Genomic DNA, 2,431 nt, shown 5'->3' with positions numbered 1-2,431 from the left:
TGACCGTGCTCTTTAAAATCCGCCAAAACATCCCTGACTAATCCTGTTAAATCGGCTTTTTGTAATAAGGCTGGAATGGCTCTGACCGCCAATGCCTCTTGGCCAATTCGATCTATTTCTAAACCTAATTGACTAAACCATGTTTGAGCTTGTTCGGCTAACTCTGCTTCATTCTTACTAACGGCAATCGTTTGTGGCAACAATAAAGGTTGTGAGGCTAATCGACCTGTTTGCCATGCTTTTTTTAAGTTTTCATACACCAAACGCTCATGGGCAGCGTGCATATCAACAATAATCAAGCCTTGGCTATTTTGTGCCAAGACATAAATTCCGTGTAATTGTGCAAGTGCATACCCCAAAGGCGGAATATCTGGTGTTGCGGTTACAGGTAAGCTAACTGGCTGCATCACCTCACGTAATGGTGCTAAATAATCCGCCAATGCTTCTTGACTAAAGCCTTGAACACTGGGTGTTGCAGGTCGATAAAAACCCGAATCACCGCCACCACTATAAAGAGAAGCATTGCTAGTAGGCAACGCCAAGGGTGTTTGTTGGCTTAAGCTTGGTGCAGCAAAACTTTGATTTTCTTGATTAATCGGCAGTGCAAAAGTCTGTTCGGTTTTGAGTGCCGATAAAGCTTTATGAATAGAACGTGCTAAAAACTCATGTACCCAACGCTGTTCACGAAAGCGAACTTCATGTTTGGTCGGATGAACATTGACATCCACCGCAGAAGGGTCTAACTCTAAAAACAACACAAAAGCAGGATGACGATTAGGGGCTAAAACATCACTATAAGCGGTTCTAATCGCATGACTAACCACTTTATCTCTAACCACTCGACCATTGACATAAAAATACTGCATATCAGCTTGGCCGCGTGCCATGCTTGGACTACCGAGCCAACCATACAATTGCAAACCAGTCACTTCAACATCAATCGGAATAGCCGCTTCTAAAAAACTTTGACCACATAAGGTGCTGACTCGGCGTAATTTCTCGACATCATTATGGGCAGGTTTAAATTGCCAACGGCGATTGCCATTGTGTTGCAAGACAAAACCAATATCAAAATTGGCTAAACTTAAACGTTTAACCACTTCTTCAATATGTGAAAACTCGGTAGTTGGCGATTTTAAAAATTTACGGCGCGCAGGTGTATTAAAAAAAATATCTCGCACACTGACCGTTGTACCACGCGGATGATTAGCAGGCGTGACCACAGCGGTCATATCTCGACCTTCGCTTTGTACACACCATCCTATGCCTTTGTCTTGATGACTTGTGGTTAAACTTAAACGTGATACTGAGGCAATAGAGGCTAGAGCCTCACCGCGAAAACCTAAACTGCTCACTGCATCCAAATCATCCAAGGCATAGATTTTACTGGTCGCATGACGTGCCAAGGCTAAAGGCAAATCATCAGGATGAATACCACTACCATTATCACGCACTTGCAAAAGTCCTAAACCGCCTTCTTCAATGGTAATATCAATCTGTGTTGCCCCTGCATCAATGGCATTTTCTAATAATTCTTTTATCACAGAGGCTGGCCGTTCAACCACTTCGCCCGCAGCAATTTGGTTAGCTAATTGGGCATCTAAACGATGAATACGCTTCATGGTGTAGGAATCTTTAAGGTTTTATCTAAAACAACATTATCGTCTTTTAATTTATTTAAGTCTTTAATGGCTTGTGGTGAAACGCCATATTTTGTCGCGATAGATGACAAACTATCACCCACTTTAACTTTATGGGTTTTGACAGTTGGCTCTTTCGTTTTAGCATCTTTCTCAATAGATGTTTTTTTATCAGCTAGTGTATTTTCACTTTTGTCTTTGGCTGCAACTTTTGGCTCTACTTTTTCAGTTTTATTAACTTGTGTTGTTTTCACACTTGTCTCTTGCGAGCTGGCTTTTTTATTTTCTTCTTTTTTTGAAGGTAAATTATCGGGTGCTGTTAAACGTAAACGTTGACCAAGCAACGCGTTATCATTTTTTAATTGATTCCATGTTTTTAAATCATCTATAGATAATTGATAACGCACAGCAATAGCAGATAAAGTATCTCCTTTTTCTACGACATGATAAGTTGGTTTAACATTCGCTTTAACAACAGGCTTTTCTGGCTTTACTTCTTTGGCAACGGGTGTCGTTGTTGTCATACTTCCTGCCATAAATTCATCTAAAGAACTCGGCAAGGTGGCTTTAACCATTGGTTTAGAGTCGATAGTTTTTTCTGGCTGTTTGACCACTTTGTCATCAACTGGCTTATTTTTTGTTGGTTCTACTTCTTGATTAAAAATATTGATAATGGCCTTATTATCAATTGGTTTATCCAATAATTTTTCAGGCTGATTATTTATTGGCTTAGGAGCTGGATGGGCAATTTCTTGTAAAATCTTATCTCTGATTTTACGATTTTTTTGCTC

At 40.1% G+C, this 2,431-nt stretch carries 2 protein-coding genes; both read right to left on the bottom strand.

Annotation, left to right across the window (positions count from 1 at the left end; genetic code table 11):
• A partial coding sequence (mutL, locus tag Q0212_RS14045) for a DNA mismatch repair endonuclease MutL (RefSeq protein ID WP_297926587.1) occupies positions 1-1,622 on the bottom strand: 1,622 nt, incomplete at its 3' end.
• On the bottom strand, positions 1,619-2,431 hold an 813-nt coding region (locus Q0212_RS14040), incomplete at its 5' end, for a LysM peptidoglycan-binding domain-containing protein (RefSeq protein ID WP_297926584.1). The genes mutL and Q0212_RS14040, both read right to left, overlap by 4 nt.

Origin of the sequence: uncultured Agitococcus sp., from assembly GCF_937920075.1 — a bacterium.
Taxonomy (GTDB): Bacteria; Pseudomonadota; Gammaproteobacteria; order Pseudomonadales; family Moraxellaceae; genus Agitococcus.
Note: the sequence above shows the minus strand (reverse complement) of the source record. Positions and strands in the feature narration are given on the sequence as shown.